At 62.4% G+C, this 16,180-nt stretch carries 16 protein-coding genes; 13 read left to right on the plus strand and 3 right to left on the minus strand.

All coding sequences use genetic code 11. From position 1 onward, the window contains the following. Positions 1-173 precede the first annotated feature (173 nt). A complete protein-coding gene (locus OSC50_RS20575) occupies positions 174-932 on the minus strand; it encodes a Nif3-like dinuclear metal center hexameric protein (protein ID WP_181079614.1) in 759 nt (252 codons plus the stop codon). Positions 933-1,034: 102 nt separating this feature from the next. On the opposite strand from OSC50_RS20575, the gene algW reads away from it, so the two are divergent. Beyond that, positions 1,035-2,189, plus strand: a complete 1,155-nt coding sequence (algW, locus tag OSC50_RS20580; RefSeq protein WP_181079613.1) for a Do family serine endopeptidase AlgW — start codon at positions 1,035-1,037, stop codon at positions 2,187-2,189. A gap of 109 nt (positions 2,190-2,298) precedes the next feature. Next, positions 2,299-4,392 carry a TonB-dependent siderophore receptor gene (locus OSC50_RS20585; RefSeq protein ID WP_266245921.1) on the plus strand — a complete coding sequence of 698 codons (2,094 nt, stop codon included), beginning with the start codon at positions 2,299-2,301 and terminating at the stop codon, positions 4,390-4,392. 5 nt (positions 4,393-4,397) lie between these two features. On the opposite strand, the gene hemH is transcribed toward OSC50_RS20585, so the two are convergent. Together hemH and OSC50_RS20595 are read right to left on the minus strand one after the other, a co-directional pair. Continuing rightward, positions 4,398-5,423, minus strand: a complete 1,026-nt coding sequence (gene hemH, locus OSC50_RS20590) for a ferrochelatase (protein ID WP_266245919.1) — start codon at positions 5,421-5,423, stop codon at positions 4,398-4,400. Positions 5,424-5,437: 14 nt separating this feature from the next. Next, on the minus strand, positions 5,438-6,337 hold the full coding sequence (locus OSC50_RS20595) for a TIGR01777 family oxidoreductase (protein ID WP_266245917.1): 900 nt from the start codon (positions 6,335-6,337) through the stop codon (positions 5,438-5,440). Between the two features lie 198 nt (positions 6,338-6,535). Here OSC50_RS20595 and OSC50_RS20600 point away from each other — a divergent pair, with 198 nt between their 5' ends. The 11 genes from OSC50_RS20600 to OSC50_RS20650 all read left to right on the plus strand — a co-directional run bounded on the left by OSC50_RS20600 (position 6,536) and on the right by OSC50_RS20650 (position 16,171). Then, on the plus strand, positions 6,536-7,522 hold the full coding sequence (locus tag OSC50_RS20600) for an NAD(P)/FAD-dependent oxidoreductase (protein ID WP_253510390.1): 987 nt from the start codon (positions 6,536-6,538) through the stop codon (positions 7,520-7,522). After that, positions 7,519-7,734 (plus strand): TIGR02450 family Trp-rich protein, encoded by a 216-nt coding sequence (locus tag OSC50_RS20605; protein WP_266245915.1) that lies wholly within the window; start codon positions 7,519-7,521, stop codon positions 7,732-7,734. The genes OSC50_RS20600 and OSC50_RS20605 overlap by 4 nt, the downstream gene beginning before the upstream one ends. A gap of 112 nt (positions 7,735-7,846) precedes the next feature. Further along, positions 7,847-8,806 (plus strand): YbgA family protein, encoded by a 960-nt coding sequence (locus OSC50_RS20610; RefSeq protein WP_266245913.1) that lies wholly within the window; start codon positions 7,847-7,849, stop codon positions 8,804-8,806. A 15-nt stretch (positions 8,807-8,821) separates the two neighbouring features. After that, positions 8,822-9,751, plus strand: coding sequence for a MerR family transcriptional regulator (locus tag OSC50_RS20615; RefSeq protein WP_253510386.1), 930 nt, complete (start codon positions 8,822-8,824; stop codon positions 9,749-9,751). Beyond that, positions 9,752-11,197 carry a deoxyribodipyrimidine photo-lyase gene (gene phrB / locus OSC50_RS20620; RefSeq protein ID WP_253510384.1) on the plus strand — a complete coding sequence of 482 codons (1,446 nt, stop codon included), beginning with the start codon at positions 9,752-9,754 and terminating at the stop codon, positions 11,195-11,197. It begins immediately after the preceding gene. Continuing rightward, positions 11,190-11,612, plus strand: coding sequence for a nuclear transport factor 2 family protein (locus tag OSC50_RS20625; RefSeq protein WP_181079604.1), 423 nt, complete (start codon positions 11,190-11,192; stop codon positions 11,610-11,612). The genes phrB and OSC50_RS20625 overlap by 8 nt, the downstream gene beginning before the upstream one ends. Next, positions 11,609-12,391, plus strand: a complete 783-nt coding sequence (locus tag OSC50_RS20630) for an SDR family NAD(P)-dependent oxidoreductase (RefSeq protein WP_253510382.1) — start codon at positions 11,609-11,611, stop codon at positions 12,389-12,391. Before OSC50_RS20625 ends, OSC50_RS20630 begins: the two co-directional genes overlap by 4 nt. After that, on the plus strand, positions 12,388-13,635 hold the full coding sequence (locus OSC50_RS20635; RefSeq protein ID WP_181079602.1) for an NAD(P)/FAD-dependent oxidoreductase: 1,248 nt from the start codon (positions 12,388-12,390) through the stop codon (positions 13,633-13,635). The genes OSC50_RS20630 and OSC50_RS20635 overlap by 4 nt, the downstream gene beginning before the upstream one ends. Next, on the plus strand, positions 13,632-14,441 hold the full coding sequence (locus OSC50_RS20640; protein ID WP_181079601.1) for a DUF1365 domain-containing protein: 810 nt from the start codon (positions 13,632-13,634) through the stop codon (positions 14,439-14,441). Before OSC50_RS20635 ends, OSC50_RS20640 begins: the two co-directional genes overlap by 4 nt. Continuing rightward, positions 14,428-15,699: an SAM-dependent methyltransferase gene (locus OSC50_RS20645; RefSeq protein WP_181079600.1), complete on the plus strand. Its 1,272-nt coding sequence runs from the start codon at positions 14,428-14,430 to the stop codon at positions 15,697-15,699. The genes OSC50_RS20640 and OSC50_RS20645 overlap by 14 nt, the downstream gene beginning before the upstream one ends. Continuing rightward, a complete protein-coding gene (locus tag OSC50_RS20650; RefSeq protein WP_181079599.1) occupies positions 15,692-16,171 on the plus strand; it encodes a DUF2878 domain-containing protein in 480 nt (159 codons plus the stop codon). The genes OSC50_RS20645 and OSC50_RS20650 overlap by 8 nt, the downstream gene beginning before the upstream one ends. The last annotated feature ends 9 nt before the right edge of the window (positions 16,172-16,180 follow it).

Genomic DNA, 16,180 nt, shown 5'->3' on the forward strand with positions numbered 1-16,180 from the left:
GGCTACTCACGAAAACGATCTTATGGACGGCCAGCGGGCCGTGTTCGAGCGGGGCATGCTAGCACAGCAACTTCTTCTATTTAGGGCGCCATCTAGACCGAAACGATATATGAATATGCCCCAAGGTTTGGCGTCGATGGCCGGTCAAACCCGCTCAGACGCAGGAGTGTGCGTCAGATCGGGTTGGGGCAATCGATGAATAAATGCTCCAAGGCAAAGCGCCGCGCCAGGTAATCGCCCAGCGCCTGTACGCCGTAACGCTCGGTGGCGTGATGGCCGGCGGCAATGAAGCTGACGTCGTTTTCGCGGGCGCTGTGGAAGGTCTGCTCGGACGCCTCGCCGCTGAGGAACAGATCGACACCGGCGGCGATCGCCTGGTCGATATAGCCCTGACCGCCGCCGGTGCACCAGCCGATGCGGCGGATCATCTCGCTGCCCTCGATCAGCAGCGGCTCGCGGCCCATGACGTCCTGCACGCGGCGGGCGAAATCGCGGGGCGACAAGGGCTCGGCAAGGGAGCCGACCAGACCGATAACTTTCAGGTTATCCGGGTCCAGCGGGCCTTCGACGGTGATGTCCAACTGCCGCGCCAGCTGCACGTTATTGCCGACGTCGGGGTGCAGGTCCAGCGGCAGGTGGTAGGCCAGCAGGCTGATGTCGTGCTTGAGCAGGGTTTTCAGGCGACGTTGCTTCATGCCGGTGATGCACGGGTTTTCGCCTTTCCAGAAATAACCATGGTGAACCAGCACCAGATCGGCCTGGGCCTCGACGGCGGCATCCAGCAGCGCCTGACTGGCGGTCACGCCGCTGACGATGCGCATCACCTGCGGACGACCCTCGACCTGCAGGCCGTTGGGGCAGTAATCAGCAATTTTTGCACTGCCGAGGTAGCGGTCCGCTTCCTCGACGAGGGTGGTAAGGGGGACGGCCATGAAAGTCTCCTAAATATCCCGTTCAGAGGCGCTCGCAGCCTCGTATAATGCGCGACATTATGGGCGCTCCCCCGCCCCCTGCAACCTGTCAGGACTTACTTGATGCTCAAGGCGCTGCGTTTTTTTGGATGGCCATTGCTGGCCGGCGTGCTGATCGCGATGCTGATCATTCAGCGTTTCCCCCAGTTGGTGGGCTTACCCAGCCTTGATGTGAACCTGCAACAGGCCCCGCAGACCACCACAGTGGTGCAAGGCCCGGTGACCTATGCCGACGCAGTGGTGATCGCCGCTCCGGCGGTGGTCAACCTGTACACCACCAAAGTCATCAACAAACCGGCGCATCCGCTGTTTGAAGACCCACAGTTCCGCCGCTACTTCGGTGACAACGGGCCCAAACAGCGGCGCATGGAGTCCAGCCTGGGTTCCGGCGTGATCATGAGCCCCGAAGGCTACATTCTCACCAATAACCACGTGACCAGCGGCGCCGATCAGATTGTGGTGGCCCTGCGTGACGGCCGCGAAACCCTGGCCCGTGTGGTGGGCAGCGATCCGGAGACGGACCTGGCGGTGCTGAAGATCGATTTGAAGAACCTGCCTGCGATCACCCTCGGCCGCTCCGATGGTTTGCGCGTAGGCGATGTCGCGCTGGCGATCGGCAACCCGTTCGGGGTCGGTCAGACCGTGACCATGGGCATCATCAGCGCCACCGGGCGCAATCAGTTGGGCCTAAACAGCTACGAAGACTTTATCCAGACCGACGCCGCGATCAACCCGGGTAACTCCGGCGGCGCGCTGGTGGATGCCAATGGCAACCTGACCGGCATCAACACGGCGATTTTCTCCAAGTCCGGCGGCTCCCAGGGCATCGGGTTTGCGATTCCGGTGAAGCTGGCGATGGAGGTGATGAAGTCGATCATCGAACACGGCCAGGTGATTCGCGGCTGGCTGGGCATCGAAGTGCAGCCACTGACCAAAGAGCTGGCCGAGTCGTTCGGCCTGACCGGGCGCCCCGGCATCGTGGTGGCGGGGATCTTCCGCGACGGCCCGGCGCAGAAGGCCGGCCTGCAACTGGGTGACGTGATTCTGAGCATCAACGGCGAACCGGCCGGCGACGGGCGCAAGTCGATGAACCAGGTGGCGCGGATCAAGCCAACCGAGAAGGTTGCGATCCAGGTCATGCGCAATGGCAAGGAGATCAAGTTGTCAGCCGAAATCGGCCTGCGCCCACCGCCTGCCCCAGTAAAAGAAGAGGAATAATCGACCTCACCCACGTGCCCGCTCGCAGGCACCTGGGTGATATTTCGTAGCGATTCATTCTCATTAGGCATGTTATATTGTTTCAATACTGTTATTGGAACGCTCTCTCATGCCGTCTCGAAAAATCGCTCCCCTGGCTGGCCTGGCCCTGGGGTTGCTGCTGGACCCGGCCTTCGCCGAAGACAACCGCCTGGAACTGGAAGCCATCAGCGTCACCACCGATGCCTATGAATCCGCCGCCGGCCCGGTCAAGGGCTACCGCGCCACCCGCTCCGCCAGCGCGACCAAAACCGACACGGCCCTGCGCGACATCCCACAGTCCATCAGCGTGATTCCGGCCACGGTGCTCAAGGACCTGGGCAGCACCAACGTGGAACGCGCGCTGGAATTCGCCGGTGGGGTGTCCAAGCAAAACAATTTCGGCGGCCTGACCCTTTACGAATACAGCGTGCGCGGTTTCACCACGTCGGAGTTCTACCAGGACGGCTTCAGCGCCAACCGTGGCTACCCGAGCACGCCGGACACCGCCAATATCGAACGTATCGAAGTGCTCAAGGGCCCTGCCGCGAGCCTCTACGGACGCGGCGATCCCGGCGGTACGGTGAATATCGTCACCAAAAAGCCTCAACCCGAAGCCTTCACCACCCTGCAAACCAGCGCAGGCAGTTGGGATCGTTATCGCACCGCACTGGACGTCAACACCCCGCTGGACAGCCAAGCTAACGTGCTGTCACGGGTCAACCTGGCGGTGGAGGACAACCACAGTTTCCGCGATCACGTCGGCAGCAAGCGGGTGTTTGTCGCGCCGTCGTTCAGTTGGCAATTGGACCCGGACACCACGCTCTTGGTGGAAAGTGAGTTCGTGCGCCACAGCTCCACCTTCGACCGTGGCATCGTCGACGCTCCCGGCGTATCGCGCCGCACATTCCTCGGCGAACCCAACGACGGCAACATCGACAACCACAACAACCGCCTGCAGGCGACCCTCGAACATCACCTCAACGATGCCTGGAAACTGCGCCTGGCCAGCCACTACAAACAAGGCAGCCTGTGGGGCGATGCTTCGGAAAACCGCGCGCTGAATGCCGACGGTCACACCCTCAATCGCCGTTACCGCGAACGCTCCATGCGCTGGCACGACAGCATCACCCAGCTGGAACTGCGCGGCCTGTTCGACATCGGCAGTTGGCAGCACGAGCTGTTGGTGGGCACCGAATACGAGGACTACCGCAAGAACGAGCGCGTGACTGCGGTCGCGGGGAGCTACCCCATCGACCTTTACAACCCGGTCTACGGCCAGCCCAAACCCAACGGCGCGCGCTCCGGCACTGACTTCTTCGAGCAGACCAGAAGCCACGCCTTGAACCTGCAGGACCAGATCGTCTTCACCGACCGCCTGCGCGGCATGATTGGCGCGCGCGTTGAGCATTTCGAACAAACCGTCGATGACTTTACCCGTAACGCCCCAACCAGCCGCCAAACCCACGACGCCCTGACTCAGCGCGCAGGATTGCTTTACCAGCTCACGCCAGAAATCGGTGTGTTCGCCAACGCCTCGACCTCGTTCAAGCCCAATAGCGGCCTGGACGCTACGGGCAAAACCTTCAAGCCTGAAGAAGGCGTGGGCTATGAAGTGGGGGTCAAAAGCGAACTGTTCGACGACCGCCTCAGCGCCACCCTCGCCGCCTTCCATATCGAAAAGGAAAACGTGCTGGCCCTCGACCCGGCCACCAACACCAACCGCGCCATGGGCAAGGCCCGCAGCCAGGGTTTCGATCTGCAACTGACCGGGCAAGTGACCGACGCCGTGCGCGTGATCGGCGCCTTCGCCTACATCGATGCCGAGGTGACCAAGGGTGACAACACCATTCCAGCCGGCAGCCGCATCCTTGGCGTGGCCAAGCGCAGCGGCAGTCTGTTGGGGGTGTATGAATTCCAGGAGGGCGCCCTGCGCGGCTCGGACCTGGGCGCAGCATTCACCTATGTGGGGGACCGCTCGGGGGAAGCCGGCGGCAGCTTTGAACTGCCCGCCTACCACACCGTCGACCTGCTGGCCCATTACAAAGCCACGCAAAACGTGACGGTGGGCCTGAACCTTAACAACCTGTTCGATGAAAAGTACTACGAACGGTCCTACAGCAGTTACTGGGTCAGCCCAGGCGAACCGCGCAATCTCACGGTCAGCCTGACCCTCGACCTATAACGCGGCTAAAGTTGCTGCGGCGCGCGCTCGCACAGGGTATTGAGCGCCGCCGCCCACTGCGGGTCGTCGTTCAGACAGGGCACCAGCACCAGCTCTTCGCCACCGGCCTCACGGAACTGCTCGCGGCCGCGATCGCCGATCTCTTCCAGAGTCTCGATGCAATCGGCGACGAACGCCGGGCACATCACCAGCAGCTTTTTCACGCCTTGCTGGGCCAGCGCCTCCAGGCGCGCCTCGGTGTAGGGTTCGATCCACTTCGCGCGGCCCAGCCGCGACTGGAATGCCACCGACCATTTGCCGTCCGGTAAACCCAGGCGTGCAGCGAAATCACGGGCGACGGCGAAGCACTGCGCGCGATAGCAGGTGGCAAGCACCTGCGGCGACGCGTTCCTGCAGCAGTCGGCATCTTTGAAACAATGCTGGCCGGTGGGGTCGAGCTTGGTCAGGTGCCGCTCCGGCAGGCCGTGAAAACTCAGCAGCAGGTGATCGTAATCCTGCTCCACATATGTCCGAGCGCTCGCCGCCAATGCCTCGATGTACTCCGGCTGATCGTAGAACGGCTGCAGGATCGAAAACTGCACATCCAGTTTCTTATCACGCACCACGCGCTGGGCTTCTTCGATCACCGTAGTCACGGTGCTGTCGGCAAACTGCGGGTACAACGGCGCGAGCGTGACTTTGCGGATGCCCTGGGCGGCCAGGCGCGTCAGGGTGGTTTCCAGGGACGGCTCGCCGTAACGCATCGCCAACTCCACCGGGCCTTGGGTCCATTGCGCGGTCATCTGCGCTTGCAGGCGCCGGCTGAGTACCACCAGCGGCGAGCCCTCCTCCCACCAGATCGACGCATAGGCGTGCGCCGACTGCTCCGGGCGCTTGATCAGGATCAGCGAGACCAAAAGGCGTCGCACCGGCCATGGCAGGTCGATCACATAAGGGTCCATCAAAAACTGGTTGAGGTAGCTGCGCACATCGGCCACCGAAGTGGACGCCGGTGAACCCAGGTTGACCAGTAACAACGCGTGATCCGTCATGCAACATCCTATCTCTAGAGGCGGGTGGACAAGTCGTCCAGAGCCGCGCGCAACTCAGTGAACTGGAAAGTGAAACCGGCCGCCAGCAACCGTTCGGGTACGGCCTTCTGCCCGCCCAGCAATAACCCCGACAACTCGCCCAGCCCCACCTTCAGCGCGAAGGCCGGCATGGGCATGAACGCCGGACGATGCAGCACCTGGCCCAGGGTTTTGGCGAACTCTCGGTTACGCACCGGGTGTGGCGCGCACGCATTATAAGGACCGCTGGCGTCTTCCTTGTGCAGAAGAAAATCAATCAGGGCGATTTGATCCTTGATATGCACCCACGGCATCCACTGCCGTCCATCGCCGATCGGCCCGCCCAGCGCCAGTTTGAAGGGCAGCAGCAACCGCGACAAAAAGCCGCCCTGCGCAGCCAGCACCAGGCCGGTACGCACCAGTACCACGCGAATGCCCAGGGCTTCGGCGCGCTGGGCGGTTTCTTCCCAGGCGATGCACAACTGGCTGGGGAAATCGTCCTGCACCGGGCCGCTGGCTTCGGTCAGTTCGCGCTCGCCGCCGTCGCCGTACCAACCCACCGCAGAGCCCGACACCAGCACCGCCGGTTTCTGCTCAAGGCCTTCGAGCCAGGCCAGCAGGGTTTCGGTAAGACTGATGCGACTGCTCCACAGCAGTGCCTTGCGCTTATGGGTCCACGGGCGGTCGGCGATGGGTGCGCCGGCCAGGTTGACCACCGCATCCACTGCGCCGATCACCTCTTCCAGGCGCGCAACGCCCAGTACTTGTGCGCCGCACAGCGACGCCACTTCTTCCGGATGACGGCTCCACACGGTCAGGCGATGCCCCTGGGCCAGCCAGTGTTGGCAGAGCTGGCGACCGATCAAGCCGGTACCGCCGGTCAGCAAAATATGCATGGGACGCTCCTCATGTAACGTTCGCCGCCGATCACTGGTCTATTTTATAAGCAGGGATCAATTCGTAGTTGGGCGTGGCGTATGGTTAACCATAGGACACGTCAACGGTTCAGGTACGCCAAAACTTATACCAAAAAACAATATTGTACAGCTATTGGTCTCGGCGTAGCCTGTACGCAACGGTAAATGAGGCTCACCATGACTCTACCCATCGCGATTATCGGTACCGGTATTGCCGGTCTCTCCGCCGCCCGAGCGTTAAAAGAGGCCGGGCATGTTGTACAACTCTTCGATAAAAGTCGCGGCAGCGGCGGGCGTATGTCCAGCAAGCGCAGCGATGCCGGTGCGCTGGACATGGGCGCCCAGTACTTCACCGCCCGTGATCGGCGTTTTGCCACCGAGGTGCAGCGCTGGCAGGCGCAGGGCGTGGTCGATCAGTGGCTACCCAAGCTCTACCAATTCAAGTCCGGCCAGCTCACTCCCTCCCCCGATGAACAGGTGCGCTGGGTCGGCACACCACGCATGAGTGCCATCACTCGCGCACTGCTGGATGATTTGCCGGTGCAGTTCGGTTGCCGCATCACCGAGGTGTTCCAGGGCAAACATCACTGGAACCTGCAGGACGCCGACGGCGGCAATCACGGGCCTTTCAGCCACGTGATCATCGCCACCCCGGCGCCCCAAGCGAGCGCCCTGCTGGCGGCCGCGCCCAAACTGGCGAGCGTCGCCGCCGGGGTAAAAATGGACCCCACCTGGGCCGTCGCCCTGGCCTTCGACACACCGCTGGACACCCCGATGCAAGGCTGTTTCGTACAAGACAGCCCCCTCGACTGGCTGGCACGCAACCGCAGCAAGCCAGGGCGCGACACGCGCCTCGACACCTGGGTTCTGCATGCCACCAGCGCTTGGAGCAAGGCCCACCTGGACCTGTCCAAGGAAGCAATCACGGAATACCTGCACGGTGCCTTCGCCGAGTTGCTGCACAGCACCATGCCCGAGCCTTCGTTCAGCCTTGCCCATCGCTGGCTCTATGCGCGACCGTCCAGCGCCCATGAGTTCGGCGTACTCGCCGATGCTGACCTGGGGTTGTATGTCTGCGGCGACTGGTGCCTGTCCGGCCGCGTGGAAGGCGCCTGGCTCAGTGGCCAGGAAGCGGCGCGCCGTCTGATCGAGCATCTGCAATGAACCGCATCAACCCGGATAAATTGCTGCTGTCGAAATGGACAGCAGCACACCCGAAAAACAAGGAAAAACATTTCCTGGTCACTGAGCTGTTTCGTGATGAGGAAGGCACCGTACTCGAACTCGAACTGCAGGCAGTGATGACCCGCCGTGGCAAGCGGCTGCCGTGGCAGACCCTGCAGGACGCCGAAACGTGGACAATCGGCTGGAAATAACCTTCGCGCAAAAACTTATACAAATAATTTGACTTGTACAGCATCAAACCTATGATGAGATTTAGTTGTACAGGCTATAGAGTTTGTATAGGAATTTCGCAGAGGTTTGCCCATGTCCAACAGCCCCAAACCGAAGATCGCTATCAGTGCCTGTCTGTTGGGCGAGAACGTGCGCTTCAATGGCGGACACAAGCAATCCCTGCTCTGCTGCCAGACCCTGGCCGACTATTTCGACTTCGTTCCCTTGTGCCCGGAAGTGGCCATCGGCCTGGGCATTCCCCGCGAGCCGATCCGCCTGGTAGGCGACGCTGCCCAGCCACAGGCCGTCGGTACTGTGAACCGTGCGCTCAACGTCACCCAACCGCTGGACGATTACGGCCGGCAGATGGCGCGCGAACATACTGACTTGTGCGGTTACATCTTCATGCAGAAGTCACCATCCTGTGGCCTGGAAAGGGTCAAGGTCTATCGTGAAAACGGCACACCGGTGGAAGGCGGCGGTCGCGGCATCTATGCCCAGGCGTTCTGCGCGCGCCACCCCAACCTGCCGGTAGAGGAGGACGGGCGCCTGAACGACCCGGTCCTGCGGGAAAACTTCCTTACCCGCGTGTTCGTCTATGCAAGCTGGCAAGCACTGCTGGCCGAAGGCTTGAGCCGCCATCGCTTACTGGCCTTTCACTCGCGCTACAAGTACCTGCTGATGGCCCACAGTCCGCAACATTACAAAAGCCTCGGCCACCTGCTGGGCACGATGGACAAAGGCATCCCGCTGGAAGAACTGACCGCCGGCTACTTCAGCGAATTGATGACCGGCCTGAAAAAATGCGCCACCCGCGGCACCCACAGCAACGTGCTGCAGCACATCAGCGGCTACCTCAAGCAGGTAATCAGCGCAGACGACAAACAGGAAATGCAAACCGTCATCGGCCAATACCGCCACGGCATCGTGCCGCTGGTGGTGCCGCTGACGTTGCTCAAGCACCACTTTCGCCAACACCCGGACCGCTACATCGCGCAGCAGGCGTACTTGCAGCCGCACCCGGAAAATCTCAGCCTGCGAAATGCGATCTAACCCATGAAAAGCGTCATGAAAACCGCCGTGCACGAAGAACCCGGCGAAGACATTGCCCAAGCCCTTGAAGATGGCTGGCTGCCGATCCGTGAGGTCGCGCGTCAGACCGGCGTCAACGCAGTGACCCTGCGCGCCTGGGAACGTCGCTATGGCTTGATCGTGCCCCAGCGCACGCCCAAAGGGCATCGGCTATTCAGTGCCGAGCATGTGCAACGTATTCACACCATCCTGACGTGGCTCAACCGAGGCGTACCGGTCAGCCAGGTGAAAAACCTGATCGACTCCGCCCAGACCAGCCCCGACAGCGTTGCCAACGAATGGCAGAGCCTGCGCCAGACCCTGGTGCAGGCCATCAGCGACCTGGCCGAGCGCCGGGTGGACGATGCCTTCAACCAGGCCATGGCGCTCTACCCGCCGCGCACGCTGTGCGAGCAACTGCTGCTGCCGCTGATCCAGGAACTGGAGCAACGCTGGCAGGGCCAGTTCGGCGCTCAGATGGAGCGGGTGTTTTTTCTGTCATGGCTGCGCAGCAAATTCGGCGCGCGCATCTACCACAACAATCGCCAATTGCACGGCGCGCCACTGCTGTTGATCAATCAATCCGACCTGCCGCTGGAGCCGCACCTGTGGCTCAGCGCCTGGCTGGCCAGCAGCGCCGATTGCCCGGTGGAAGTCTTCGACTGGCCGCTGCCCGCCGGCGAACTGGCGCTGGCGGTGGAACACCTCAAACCGCGCGCAGTGTTGCTGTATTCAAGCAAGGCCTTGCAACTGCCGGCCTTCGCCAAACTGTTGGGCGGTGTTGACTGCCCGACGCTGCTGGTCGGTCCCACGGTGAGCATTCATCAGGCCGAGCTGGCGTTGCTCAGCCATGACCTTGCCGATCTGTCCGTCGCCGAAGACCCGCTGTCGGCCCACCAGCTTCTGCTCCAGCGTGGACTCGTCTAAATGCACCTGATCTGGCTGCGCACCGACTTGCGCCTTCACGACAATACCGCCCTGGCCGCCGCGAGCCAGCGCGGCCCGCTGGTGGCGGTTTACCTGATCACGCCCGAACAATGGCGGGCCCACGATGACGCACCGTGCAAAGTGGATTTCTGGCTGCGCAACCTGCAGCACTTGAGCCAGTCCCTGGGCGCACTCAACATCCCGCTGCTGATCCGCACCGCCGCCACCTGGGACCAGGTGCCCGCCGTGCTCAGCCAATTGTGCGGCGAGCTGGGCGTGGCCTCGGTGCATGTCAACGAAGAGTACGGCATTCATGAAAGCCGCCGCGACGCAGCGGTGGCCAAGGCGCTGGAAGCCGATGGCGTGACTTTCCACAGCTACCTGGACCAACTGTTTTTTCAACCAGGCAGTGTGCTCACCAAAAGCGGCACGTATTTCCAAGTGTTCAGCCAGTTTCGCAAGGTCTGCTACACCCGCCTGCACAGCGCCCTGCCGCGTCTGGTGAACGCGCCGAAGGCGCAGCAAAAACTCGCCATCGAGAGCGACGCCGTGCCAACCGCCGTCGATGGCTTCGAACCGCCCAGCGAGCGCCTGCGCGCACTCTGGCCTGCCGGCGAAGATGAAGCCCGGCGCCGCCTGGAAACCTTCGCCGACGCGCAGATCAGCTATTACAAGGATGAGCGCGATTTCCCCGCCAAGCCCGGCACCAGCCAATTGTCGGCCTACCTGGCAGCCGGTGTGATCTCGCCGCGCCAGTGTCTGCACGCGGCGCTGCAAACCAATCAGGGCGAGTTCGAAAGCGGCGATATCGGTGCGATCACCTGGATCAACGAACTGCTTTGGCGTGAGTTCTACAAACATATTCTGGTGGGCTACCCGCGCGTGTCCCGCCATCGCGCCTTCCGCCCCGAAACCGAAGCGGTGGCCTGGCGTGACGCACCCGAGGACCTCGCCGCCTGGCAACAGGCGCGCACCGGTCTGCCGATCATCGACGCGGCGATGCGTCAGTTGCTCGACACCGGCTGGATGCACAACCGCCTGCGCATGGTGGTGGCGATGTTCCTGACCAAGAACCTGCTGATCGACTGGCGTGAAGGCGAACGTTTCTTTATGCGCCACCTGATCGACGGCGACCTGGCCGCCAATAACGGTGGCTGGCAGTGGAGTTCGTCCACCGGCACCGACTCGGCGCCGTATTTCCGGATTTTCAGCCCGCTGAGCCAGTCGGAAAAATTCGACCGCGACGGCGTGTTCATCAAGCACTGGCTGCCGGAACTGGCCGGGTTGAATAAAAAGGAAGTCCACAACCCCGATGCGGTTGGCGGCCTGTTTGGCGTGGCGGATTACCCCCGCGCCATCGTCGATCTGAAAAAATCCCGCGAGCGCGCCCTGGCCGCGTTCCGCAGCCTGCCATCGCGCGAAGCCGCCGGGGGTGCCCATGAGTGACTTTCTGCGCCGCTTCGCCCACACCTTTGCCACGCTGGACAAGCACAACCTGCACCTGCTCGACAGCCTGTACAGCAAGGACATCGTCTTTACCGATCCGCTGCACGAGGTGCACGGTCTGACCGCGCTGCACCGATATTTCGAAACGCTGTACGGCAATGTCAGCCAACTGCGTTTCGACTTTCACGGCTTCGATCAGGTGGCCGAAGGCGAAGGCTACCTGCGCTGGAAAATGAGCTTCTGCCACCCGCGCCTGGCCAATGGCCGGGTGATTCGCGTGGAAGGCTGCTCGCACCTGATGTGGCGTGACAAGGTCTACCGCCATCGTGACTATTTCGACGCTGGCGCCCTGCTGTATGAACACCTGCCCGTACTCGGCAAAGTGGTCAGTTGGCTGAAAAGGAGAGTGGGATGAATAGCGTGACGCCCCGTCGTTATTGGCTGACCGGCGCCAGCAGTGGCATCGGCGCCGCGCTGGCCGAGGAGCTGCTCAACAGCGGCGCCCAGGTGGCCGTGAGCTCACGCTCCAAAGAGCCGCTGGAGGCCCTGGCGCAACGTTACCCCGGCCAAGTGCTGGTGGTGGCCGGCGACTTGACCAACAGCCAGACCGTGCGCGAAATCGGTGAACACATTACCCACGCCTGGGGCGCGCTGGACACCGTGATCCTCAACGCCGGCACCTGCGAATACGTCGACGCCCGCCAGTTCGACTCGTCCATCATCGAGCATGTGGTGCGCACCAACCTGCTGGCCAGCAGTTATTGCATCGAAGCGGCGCTGCCGCTGTTGCGCGCCGGCCTGACGCCACACCTGGTGGGCGTCGCCAGCGCCGTGACCTACCTGCCGATGCCGCGCGCCGAGGCCTACGGCGCCTCCAAGGCCGGCCTGCGGTATTTGTTCGAATCGCTGCGCATCAGCCTGTCGCCGGAAAACATCGACGTCACGGTGATCAGCCCGGGCTTTGTCGACACGCCCCTGACCGAACGCAATGACTTCCCGATGCCCCTGAGCTGGCCCGCCGACAAGGCCGCGCGGCATATCTTCGCCAAACTGCAAAAGCGGCCGTTGGAGATCGCCTTCCCCGCGCTGTTTATCGCCACCCTGTGGCCCTTGTCGAAGCTGCCTAACCGCGCGCAGTTGATCATCGGCAAGCGCATGTTGCGCAGTGCTCCGCCGAAGAAGGACGACCTGTGAAGATCGCCATCATCGGCAGCGGCATCGCCGGGTTGACCAGCGCTTACCTGCTCAACCGCCGTCACGACATCACCCTGTTCGAAGCCGGCGACCGCATTGGGGGCCATACCCATACGGTCAAGGTCACGGTGGAAGGCCAGCACTACGCGGTGGACACCGGTTTCATCGTGTTCAACGACTGGACCTACCCCAATTTCATTCGCTTGCTGGGGCAGATCGGCGTGGCGTTCAAACCCACCGAGATGAGTTTTTCGGTGTGCGACGAGCGCACGCGCTTTGAGTACAACGGCAATAACCTCAACAGCTTGTTCGCTCAGCGCAGCAATATCCTGTCGCCGGGCTTCTGGGGCATGTTGCGCGACATCCTGCGCTTCAATCGCCAGGCGCCATTGGATTTACAGGAACACCGCATCAGCGCCGACATGACCCTGGGCGACTACCTCACCGCCGGCGGCTATGGCGAGCGCTTCGTGCGCCACTACATCGTGCCGATGGGCGCGGCGATCTGGTCGATGTCGCTGGCGGACATGCTGGGCTTTCCGTTGCAGTTCTTCGTGCGTTTTTTCAAGAATCACGGCCTGCTCTCGGTGAACAATCGCCCACAGTGGTGCGTGATCGAAGGCGGCTCCAGTGCGTACATCGAACCCCTGACTCGCGGTTTTCGTGAGCGGATCCGCTTGAGCTGCCCTGTGCATAACGTCGAGCGCAACGAGGACGGCGTGGTTATCCACAGCGCGTCCGGCAGTGAGTCCTTTGACCGCGTGGTGTTCGCCTGCCATAGCGACCAGGCCCTGGCGTTGCTCGGCGACCCGAGCCAGGCGGAGCAGGAGATCCTCGGTGCCCTGCCCTATGCCGATAACGACGTGGTGCTGCACACCGACACGCGCCTGCTGCCCGATCGCACACTGGCCTGGGCCAGTTGGAACTACCGGCTGACCGGCGACAGTCAGGCCCAGGCCGCCGTGACCTACGACATGAACATCCTGCAAGGCATCGACAGCGCCACGACGTTCTGCGTAAGCCTCAACCAGACGGCGGTGATCAACCCGCTGAAGATTCTTGCGCGCTACACCTATGCCCATCCGCAATACAGCCTGGGCGCCGTCGCCGCCCAGAACCGCTGGGAAGAATTGAACGGCGCCCGCCATACCCATTATTGCGGCGCCTACTGGGCCAATGGCTTTCATGAAGACGGCGTAGTCAGCGCCCTGCGCGTGGCGCAAGCCTTTGGGGAAACCCTGTGAACAGTGCCCTGTACAGCGGCTGGATCGCCCATCGCCGGTTTGCGCCCAAGGGCCATGCGTTTCGCTACCGCATCGGCCTGCTGTACCTGGATTTGAGTGAAGAAGACCACGTGCTAGGGCTCTCGCCCCTGGCCGGGCGCAGCCGCCTGGCGCCTTTTGGTTTTCGCCAGCAGGACTACCTGCGTGAGTTGACCGGCCACGGCATGAGCCTGAGCGATGCCGTGCGCCAGGAAGTCGGCAAGGCGCTGGGGCGTACACCCCAGGGCGTTATCTGCCTACTGACCCAGGCCCGCAGTTGGGGCCTGGCTTTTAATCCGGTGAGTTTCTTCTACTGTTTCGAGGCCGACGGGCAACTGGCCGCGATCCTGTGTGAAGTCACCAATACCCCTTGGCGCGAGCGCTACCGCTACGTCCTGCCGGCCCAGGCTCTGGGTGCGGACGAGCACCAGCATTTTGCCGTGGCCAAGGCGTTCCATGTGTCGCCGTTCCTGCCGCGCGACCTGCAATACCGCATGAGCTTCAGCCCGCCCGCCGAGCGGCTCGGCGTGCACATGGCCGACTGGCAGGGCGAATTGAAAGTCTTCGACGCCACCCTCAGCCTGCACAAAGAGGCGCTGACCCGCGCCAGCCTGCACCGCTACCTGTGGCGCTTTCCGTGGATGACCGCCAAGACCTGCCTGGCGATTTACTGGCAGGCCTTGCGCCTGTTGCTTAAACGTACACCGATTTTCTCCCACCGGGCCGCCGATGGCGCCTCTCGCACCGCCGTCGGGTATACCAAGGAACATCGCCATGAAATCCCCTAGCTTATCGGTCAAGGCCAGCCGCCTGAACGTCAACGGCATGACCACCGCGCTGCTGCGCAAGGGTGTGCTGCGTCAACTCAGCCAATTGCGCCACGGCCAGTTGGTGGTGATCGAGGATGGTGAACGCCAAGTGTTCGGCGCACGGGAAGCGCACCTGCTAGGGGAAATCCAGATCGTCGATCCGGCCGTGTGGGGCCTGGTGGCGGCCAACGGGTCGATCGGCGCCGGCGAGGCATTTATCCACGGCCATTGGACCAGTCCGGACCTGACCGCCGTAGTGCGGGTGATGGTCAGCAACCTGGACGTACTCGACGCGATGGAGGGTGGCCTGGCCCGCCTCGCGCGCCCGCTCACCCAAAGCCTGCACTGGCTCAACCGCAATACGCGCAAGGGCTCGCAAAAAAATATCGCCACTCACTATGACCTGGGCAACGACTTGTTCGAAGCGTTTCTGGACCCGACCATGATGTACTCGGCGGCGCAATTTCTGACGGCCGACGACACGCTGGAACAGGCGCAACTGAACAAACTGGAACGCATCTGTCAGAAACTGGCGCTTAAACCCAGCGACCATTTGCTGGAAATCGGCACCGGCTGGGGCAGCATGGCGCTGTATGCGGCGCAGCATTACGGCTGCAAGGTCACCACCACGACGTTGTCCAAAGAACAGTTCGCCTACACCCAGCAACGAATCCACGCCTTGGGCCTGCAGGACCAGGTCACCCTGTTGCTGAGCGATTACCGCGATCTGACGGGGCAGTACGACAAACTGGTGTCGATCGAGATGATCGAAGCGGTGGGCCATCGCTTTCTGCCCACCTACTTCAAGCAATGCGCGCAGTTGCTCAAGCGCGACGGCCTGATGCTGCTGCAGGCCATCACCATTCGCGAACAGCGTTTCGAGCAGGCCAGGCGCAGTGTGGATTTTATCCAACGCTACATTTTCCCCGGCGGCGCCCTGCCTTCGGTGCAGAACATGCTGCACATCGTCGGCCGCGACACCGACATGAACCTGTTGCACATGGAAGACTTCGGCCTGCACTACGCAAAAACCCTGCGCCTGTGGCATGAGAATTTTCGCCGCGCCCATGGCCGCCTATCGGAACTGGGCTACGACGAATACTTCCTGCGGCTGTGGGAGTTTTACCTGTGTTACTGCGAAGGTGGCTTTATGGAGCGCACCATCGGCACCGCTCAATTGCTGCTGGCCAAGCCCGCAGCCATCAACCCACCCCTGCTCGGACGCTTCAATGCTTAAAACCGTGGCCAACGCCGCGCTGTTCCAGTGCGGCTGGTTTGCCTGCGTGCTGGGCGGCGACAGCCTCTGGTTGCTGGTGGGTGTGGTAGTCCTGGCCGTTCACCTGCTGTGGATAAGTTCATGGGCCGAGGACGGCGCGCTGATTATCGGCGTGACCCTGGCGGGCACTGTGCTGGACACCTTGCTGCGGGTGTCGGGGGTGTTTCAGTTCAGCGAACCGGGGCCGTTGATCCCGTTCTGGCTGATGCTGTTGTGGGCCCTACTGGCGACCACGCTGCGGCATTGCCTGGCCTGGAGCGCGCAACCCTGGTGGCTGGCCGCCTTGCTGGGCGCGGTGGGTGGGCCGCTGTCGTATTACGCCGGCAGCCAGTTGGCGGGGGTGCGATTTGGCTTCGCCCTGGCACCGACGCTCAGCGGGTTGGCACTGCTGTGGGCGGCGGTTTTTGTCGGATTGCATCGGCTGGCACGCTGACGTCTGTCA

This window comes from Pseudomonas quebecensis, assembly GCF_026410085.1.
Lineage (GTDB): Bacteria > Pseudomonadota > Gammaproteobacteria > Pseudomonadales > Pseudomonadaceae > Aquipseudomonas > Aquipseudomonas quebecensis.

What these genes read in the sequence shown, in the direction of transcription:
- OSC50_RS20650 (WP_181079599.1), top strand. Translation starts at nt 15,692, where the DNA reads ATGCTTAAAACCGTGGCCAACGCCGCGCTGTTCCAGTGCGGCTGGTTT.
- OSC50_RS20575 (WP_181079614.1), bottom strand. Translation starts at nt 932, where the DNA reads ATGGCCGTCCCCCTTACCACCCTCGTCGAGGAAGCGGACCGCTACCTC.
- OSC50_RS20630 (WP_253510382.1), top strand. Translation starts at nt 11,609, where the DNA reads ATGAATAGCGTGACGCCCCGTCGTTATTGGCTGACCGGCGCCAGCAGT.
- hemH (WP_266245919.1), bottom strand. Translation starts at nt 5,423, where the DNA reads ATGACGGATCACGCGTTGTTACTGGTCAACCTGGGTTCACCGGCGTCC.
- OSC50_RS20625 (WP_181079604.1), top strand. Translation starts at nt 11,190, where the DNA reads ATGAGTGACTTTCTGCGCCGCTTCGCCCACACCTTTGCCACGCTGGAC.
- OSC50_RS20615 (WP_253510386.1), top strand. Translation starts at nt 8,822, where the DNA reads ATGAAAACCGCCGTGCACGAAGAACCCGGCGAAGACATTGCCCAAGCC.
- OSC50_RS20610 (WP_266245913.1), top strand. Translation starts at nt 7,847, where the DNA reads ATGTCCAACAGCCCCAAACCGAAGATCGCTATCAGTGCCTGTCTGTTG.
- OSC50_RS20600 (WP_253510390.1), top strand. Translation starts at nt 6,536, where the DNA reads ATGACTCTACCCATCGCGATTATCGGTACCGGTATTGCCGGTCTCTCC.
- OSC50_RS20595 (WP_266245917.1), bottom strand. Translation starts at nt 6,337, where the DNA reads ATGCATATTTTGCTGACCGGCGGTACCGGCTTGATCGGTCGCCAGCTC.
- OSC50_RS20645 (WP_181079600.1), top strand. Translation starts at nt 14,428, where the DNA reads ATGAAATCCCCTAGCTTATCGGTCAAGGCCAGCCGCCTGAACGTCAAC.
- algW (WP_181079613.1), top strand. Translation starts at nt 1,035, where the DNA reads ATGCTCAAGGCGCTGCGTTTTTTTGGATGGCCATTGCTGGCCGGCGTG.
- phrB (WP_253510384.1), top strand. Translation starts at nt 9,752, where the DNA reads ATGCACCTGATCTGGCTGCGCACCGACTTGCGCCTTCACGACAATACC.
- OSC50_RS20605 (WP_266245915.1), top strand. Translation starts at nt 7,519, where the DNA reads ATGAACCGCATCAACCCGGATAAATTGCTGCTGTCGAAATGGACAGCA.
- OSC50_RS20585 (WP_266245921.1), top strand. Translation starts at nt 2,299, where the DNA reads ATGCCGTCTCGAAAAATCGCTCCCCTGGCTGGCCTGGCCCTGGGGTTG.